The organism is Kitasatospora sp. NPDC058406 (assembly GCF_042722765.1).
Lineage (GTDB): Bacteria > Actinomycetota > Actinomycetes > Streptomycetales > Streptomycetaceae > Kitasatospora.
This window is the reverse complement of the sequence record NZ_JBHXKE010000384.1, coordinates 1-5970: the sequence shown is the minus strand read 5'-3', so window position 1 is coordinate 5970 and position 5970 is coordinate 1. Positions and strand designations below refer to the sequence as shown.

Annotated in this window: 7 protein-coding genes; 3 read left to right on the top strand and 4 right to left on the bottom strand. The window is 73.2% G+C overall.

Features of this window, described 5'->3' with window-relative positions; translation table 11 throughout:
• Nucleotides 1-55 precede the first annotated feature (55 nt).
• Nucleotides 56-952 (bottom strand): RNA polymerase sigma-70 factor, encoded by an 897-nt coding sequence (locus ACFWOG_RS39065; RefSeq protein ID WP_355405680.1) that lies wholly within the window; start codon nucleotides 950-952, stop codon nucleotides 56-58.
• Nucleotides 953-1217: 265 nt separating this feature from the next.
• On the opposite strand from ACFWOG_RS39065, the gene ACFWOG_RS39060 reads away from it, so the two are divergent.
• Nucleotides 1218-1691, top strand: coding sequence for a cupin domain-containing protein (locus ACFWOG_RS39060; protein ID WP_380364350.1), 474 nt, complete (start codon nucleotides 1218-1220; stop codon nucleotides 1689-1691).
• Nucleotides 1692-1871: 180 nt separating this feature from the next.
• Here the strand turns inward: ACFWOG_RS39060 and ACFWOG_RS39055 are convergent, their stop codons facing one another.
• Nucleotides 1872-2552 (bottom strand): hypothetical protein, encoded by a 681-nt coding sequence (locus ACFWOG_RS39055; protein ID WP_380364348.1) that lies wholly within the window; start codon nucleotides 2550-2552, stop codon nucleotides 1872-1874.
• A 321-nt stretch (nucleotides 2553-2873) separates the two neighbouring features.
• Here ACFWOG_RS39055 and ACFWOG_RS39050 point away from each other — a divergent pair, with 321 nt between their 5' ends.
• Nucleotides 2874-3263 (top strand): hypothetical protein, encoded by a 390-nt coding sequence (locus tag ACFWOG_RS39050; protein ID WP_329883802.1) that lies wholly within the window; start codon nucleotides 2874-2876, stop codon nucleotides 3261-3263.
• Between the two features lie 59 nt (nucleotides 3264-3322).
• On the opposite strand, the gene ACFWOG_RS39045 is transcribed toward ACFWOG_RS39050, so the two are convergent.
• Nucleotides 3323-3859: a DUF6480 family protein gene (locus tag ACFWOG_RS39045; protein WP_380364346.1), complete on the bottom strand. Its 537-nt coding sequence runs from the start codon at nucleotides 3857-3859 to the stop codon at nucleotides 3323-3325.
• 293 nt (nucleotides 3860-4152) lie between these two features.
• On the opposite strand from ACFWOG_RS39045, the gene ACFWOG_RS39040 reads away from it, so the two are divergent.
• Complete coding sequence (locus ACFWOG_RS39040; protein WP_380364344.1) at nucleotides 4153-5121, top strand: helix-turn-helix transcriptional regulator; 969 nt, start codon at nucleotides 4153-4155, stop codon at nucleotides 5119-5121.
• Nucleotides 5122-5160: 39 nt separating this feature from the next.
• On the opposite strand, the gene ACFWOG_RS39035 is transcribed toward ACFWOG_RS39040, so the two are convergent.
• A complete protein-coding gene (locus ACFWOG_RS39035) occupies nucleotides 5161-5508 on the bottom strand; it encodes an STAS domain-containing protein (protein WP_380364342.1) in 348 nt (115 codons plus the stop codon).
• Nucleotides 5509-5970: the final 462 nt, after the last annotated feature.

Genomic DNA, 5970 nt, shown 5'->3' with positions numbered 1-5970 from the left:
CCCGGGGAGCGCAGCGCGGCCGGTCACGCGACCGCGCTGCGCGCCCCGGGGGGCCTCAGCCGTCCAGGGACGCCACGAAGGGCGACACCTTGGCCGGGTTCATCAACCACATGATCGTCTCGATCCCCTCGGTGGACACGTCCACGCAGAGGAGGGCCGTGGTGGCCCCGGCCGACGATATGAGAACGGCAGGCCGGCCGTTGGCCTCGACCCACCGGAGTTCCGTTCCGGGCCAGAACCGCGGGGCGAAGGCCACCAGGTACCTGGCCACGGGGAGACGCCCGACGACCGGGATCCTGGACGCGCCGCGCGTTCCTCCGCCGTCGGAGTAGCTGACGACGTCCGCGGCCAGCACCTTCTCCAGCACCGCGAGGTCGCCCGTCTGCGCGGCGCTGAGGAACACCTCCAGGAGGCGCCGGTGCTCGGCGGAGCTGACACGCTCCCGGCGTGCGGCGGCCAGGTGCTTGCGCGCCCGGCTCACCAGCTGACGGGTGTTGGCCTCACTGGTCTCCAGGATGTCCGCGATCTGCCGGTAGGGGTAGTCGAAGGCCTCCCGGAGGACGTAGGCCGCCCGCTCGACCGGGTTCAGCCTCTCCAGGAGCCGGAGGACGGCCAGTTCGAGCGCCTCGGCCCGCTCGGCCCCCACCTGGGGATCCGCGCCGGTGTTGACCGGCTCGGGCAGCCACGGACCGACGTACGACTCGCGCCGGACCCGGGCGGACTGGGCGAAGTTGATGGCCAGACGGGTGGTGACGGTGGCCAGGAACGCGGCGGGTTCGAGGATGTCCGCGCGGTCGGTGTTCTGCCACCGCACCCATGCTTCCTGGACGATGTCCTCGGCCTCCACCGTGCTGCCGAGCACCCGGTAGACGATGCCGAAGAGTCGCGGGCGTATCGCGAGGAAGTCCTTCGCCGCCCGGTCGAGCGAATTGGCGTCGGCGCCGGCGTCCATGATCGTCCCTTCCAGCCGTGAGGGCCTCATGGTACAAGCCGTTCGAGTACGGTGCGCACGCGGTCGGGAGAGATCGTCCTGAGGGCCGATCCGAGCTGAAACCCCCTGTGGGCAGCGGTCGTTCGCGACCTGCGGACGTCCGTGTCACAACGCCGGGGAGTGTCCGGTCATTATCGTCGAACGGCCGGGGGAGCGCGGCGGCCGGGCCTCCGCCGGACGGTGCGCCGCCCCCCGGAACGGTGAACCGACGGAGGGGTACGAGGCGATGACGGTCAAGGACACGGCGCACGGGCACGGGCACGGGCACGGGCACGGAGCCGACCACGGTGGCGCGTCGGAGGGTTGGACGAGGGCGGCGACGATGCTGCAGGACGCCTCGCCGATCACGGTCCCCGAGGGGGCCTCGGCGATGACCGTCCACATCGAGTGGGCACCCGGCGACCCCGGCACTCCGCCGCACCGCCATTCGGGGCCGGCCTTCGGGTACGTCGTCGAAGGTGCCGTCCGCTTCGAACTCGAAGGCGAGCCCGAGCGGGTGGTCGAGGCAGGCGGCACGTTCTGGGAGCCGGGCGGTGACGTGATCCACTACCAGGACGGCAACGCGCTGACGGACGCCCGGACCCGGTTCGTGGTGACGATGATGTGCGCGCCGGGCAAGCCCATGCTCGAACTGGTCGACCAGGACGAGCTGGAGAAGCGCGTGCACCTGCGTGCGCCCCGGCCGACCGGGGACCGCTGACCGGTCGGCGTGCCGCGACCGTCGGCCCGCTGGTCCGTCGGTCCGTCGGCCAGCCGTGACCGCCCCGCGCGTCGTCGGGCCGGCGCTGCGAGGGTTCCCGGCAGCATCCGCGCCCGACGGTTCGCCGTCGCCGTGGCGGAGGGGGAGCCGTCGACACGGGGGCGGGCCGGTGAGCGGGAGTCAGCCGGCGGTCCGCGAGGGCGGGGTGTCCCCGGAACCACCTGCGAGGGGGATGTCCGCGACCGGTTCCCAGGAGAGTTCCCAGGCCGACTCGCCGTCCGGCCGGGGGGACAGGCGGAACTGCACGTCGAGCAGGCGGAGGCCGGTGAAGCGGAGGCGCGCGTGGCTCGGCGCCAGGCTCCGCAGCGCCGTCTGCAACGCGTCGGAGGACGCCTCGGCCCAGGCGTAGCCGAGCGAGATGTGGTGTCGGCCGCCGTTGTGGAGCAGTGCGCCGGGCCCGCGGACCTCGCGGATCGCGTCGCGGACCCGCTCGCGCAGCTCGACGAGTCCGTCGTCGGGGGACAGGTCCAGGAACGCGCCGAAGCGGTTGGCGATCGGGGAGCCGGCCGTGACCTCCAGCGGGCCCGTGGCGGCCACGTGCTTGCGCAGGGCGGCGACGAGGTCGTCGCGCTCGTCGGCCGTGATCCTGTCCGCGGTGGTGTCGGCGATCATCTCGACGGTGCAGTGCAGCGTGTCGTCACCGATCGGGGTGATCGGGTAGGAGCTCATCGCGCTTCGGCACGCGCCGACCAGGCGGGCCAGCGGGCCGTTGCTCCTCACGTCCGGGACGGCGTAGACGTGCAGGACGCGGGCGCCGTCGGGCCACGGCGCGCCCTGGAACCTCGGAACGAACTTCTCCACGATCACGACTCCTCGGCATCGGCATCGGCATCGGCATCGGCATCGGTATCGGCGGAGTCGAAGTCGGTCGGTGGAACCCGGTGCCGGGACATCCCAGGGGCCGCCGAGAGGCTCCGACGCCAGGGTGTCCAGTCTGCCGTGGAGGGCGGGGCGTCACCTCCGGTTTCGTGATTTCCGGCGGCCACCCCCGGTCCGGATGCTCCGCGCCCGCAGGCGCCGGCCGGCCGGTCGGCGGAGGTCGGAAAATCGCACCGGAAGTCGATCACACGCGAGACTTTCGGAGACAGCCCCTCGCCACGGCCCCTCGCGACAGTGGTCCCCATGCACGAAACGACGACCAAGCGACGCAACGGCTGCCTGATCGGCTGTGGGGTGATCGGGGTGCTCCTCCTCGTTCTCCTCGCCCTCGGAGGCTGGCTGCTCTACAGCAACTACCGCGACGGTTTCATTGAGGGGAAGGAGTACGACGCCGTCCAGGTCGGCACCCCGGAGGCGGACGTCCGCCGCGAACTGCCGGACGGCGAAAGCTTTTTCACCAGGATCCTCGCCGAGGACCTGAGCAGGGGCGAACCGGCCGTGCCCGAGGGTTCCGGGTGCCTGCGCCTGCTCTCCACGGAATCCGCAGAGCGGAACGACGACGTGATCGTCTTCCGGTTCTGCTTCCGCAACGGCACCCTGGCGGAGAAGACCTCGTACACGGTTCGGGGCTGACGCCGCGTCAGGCTGCTCCGGCGCCCCGGGCGGTGCGCGACCGGCGCCACACGCCCTCCTCACCAACCCGCGATCCGGGCGACGAAGAAGAGCACGACGCAAACCACGAAGACCGCGACCACCATGATCGGCCACGGGCCCCACGCCCGGCGCAACTCCGGAGACTCCGGGGTGGAGATGCCGGCGGTGGTGCTGCTCTCCGCGGGCGGCGTCTCCTGGGGAGTCGGGCCGGCGGCCGGTCGGGCGGTGTCGTCGCCCGACCGTGCGGCGGCCGTGGCGGAAGCGGCTCCGCCCCGGACCCGCCCGCCGTCGGCCCCGGTCCCGTGGCGCTCCAGGAAGTCGAGTGTCGACAGGAGGTCGAGTTCCTCGCCCGGCCCGGCAGGCCCGTGGACACGGGTGAAGAGGAATCTGCCGTCGTCCGAGAAGAACGACTCCACGGCGAGGCCGGACCGCGCGAACCGGAGGGTCCTCCGTGGTCGTGGATCGGCGTCCTCCACCGACCATCCCAGGGCCGCGGCCCTCGCGTGCAGATCGGGTCGCTCCAGGCTCCCGGGCGTCCGTGAACCCCGGGGCGTCTGCGAACCTGCTGTCGCCATGATCGGCCTCCCGTCCCGTGGGCGGGCTGCGCCGTCCACGTCACCCGGCACGTCTACCCGAATGTATGCGAACCAATCGTGCGGGGGAGTTCTGCCGCCGCCGGACCGCCCGACGGCCCGACTGCCCGCCCGCCCGGGTGTGCCGTCGCCGCTGACGAGGGCGCTGATCTGCGCGTCCGCCCCGTAGCTTCCGCCGGGCCCCGGAGGTGCCCCGCCGGGTTCGGGCCGTACCCTGCCGGAGCGGGCGTAGCGCGCACTTCACCCGGACGCGGTGGGTGCGAGAGAGTGGGCACATGGACAGCTTGGACTTTCGCAGTGGCAACCTGGACGCTACGGAAGCCTTCCTCTCATCCGCGTACACGCCGATGCGGATCGGGGGGCCGGTGAGCGACGCCCGGGTGCGGATCAGCCGACGAGCGATGGGGTCGCTGAGCGTGGACCGCCTCGTGCTCGGCTACGACATGCGGTACGACGCCGGCAGCCTCGGAAAGGTCTGCCTGATCAGCATGCACGCCGGTACGCTCGTGGACCGGACCGGTGGCCGCGAGACGGTGTTCGGCCCGGGGGAGACGTTTCTCCTCGCCCAGCCCGACCTTCCGTACCAGGGAGAGGTGCGGGCGGCGCGCTACACCATCGCGATGTTCGACACCGTCCTGCTGGACCGGATGGCCGTCGCCGGCGGGACGGCCGGGCCGGGGCCGGTGAGGCTGACGGCCCCCAGGGCGACCACCGCTGACGGGAACGACCGGCTCACCGCCGCGGTCCTCTACCTGCGGGACGCCGTGCTGAACGATGCGGGGTCGTCCCCGGGCGCCCTGGTCGTCTCCACCGCGGCGCACCACCTGGCCGCAGCCGTGCTGTCCGCGCTGCCCCACACCGCCAGGACCGCGCCCGCTCGCGTCGACACCCGCGACGCCGGCAGCGGCACGCTCCGACGGGCGGTCGCGTTCATCGACGACAACGCCCACCGCGACCTCACGCTCGCCGACATCGCGACCGCCGCCAGGGTCACCCCGCGCGCACTGCAGTACGCGTTCCGTCGCCACGCCGGGACCACACCCCTCGGCCATCTGCGCCGGGTCCGCCTGGAGCGGGCGCACGCGGACCTCGCGGCAGCGGACCCGTGCGACGGTGCGACCGTCACGGAGATCGCCATGCGCTGGGGGTTCGCCCACCCGGGCCGCTTCGCCGACATGTACCGCAGGGCGTACGGCCGGGCGCCCTCGCTCACGCTCCACGGGGACCGTACCGGCCGACGATGACTGCGGGCGGCCGGGAGCCGGTTCGCGGCGAGCGGCCGGTCAGGACGGCGTGGACTCGGTGGCGGGCCGCACCCCCAGGAGGGCGCTCGTCTCCGTCAGGTGCAGCAGTCTGCGCAGCTGGTCCCGAGGTGAGGCCACCTGGAAGGTGACGCCCAGGCCGGCGGCGGTCAGCCGGCCTCGGAGGAGTTCGTTGAGTCCGGCCGACGCGCAGAAACTCAGCTCCCCGCAGTCGACGACGAGGGTCGTCGGCAAGGGGGTGGCACCGAACTCGTCCTCCAGGGCGGCGCGCAGGACGGCGGCCGTGTCCATGTCGGCATACCCGTCCAGTGCCACCTGCCGTACACCGGGCGCGGTTTGACGGCGGGTGATGCGAAGTCCGGATTCCACTGCTGCCTTTTCCTGAACACGGCCGACGCTTGCTCCGCCCCACTGTGCCGTGCCCCGGCGCTCCTCGCAGCACCGGGAACGAAGCCGGCCGGCCCCGGGGCCGGCCGGAAAACGAAACCGGGGCCCCGGGCCGCTGCGTCCGGTGGGTGCGGGCGCCGTCGAGGTATCCCGGCGTACCTGGCGCACCCGGCTCCGCGGCCCGGGGCCGGGCGTCGCGGCGTGCGGAGGGTTCAGAGGGCCCCGCAAACCCGGGGCGATCGATTGGCGCCGCGCGGTGGCCCCCGTCGAAGCACGCCGGCCCGACTGCGGCGCGGGCAGGTCGGGGCAGGGGCGGTGCGATCCGAGTCCGCCGTTCCGGGGACGACGTGGACGGACCGGCTCGAACGCGGGCGCTGAGCGGGTGGCCGTGAGGACCCGCGCACGGCGCCGGCCGCCACCCCACCGCGAACCGCGGTGGGGTGG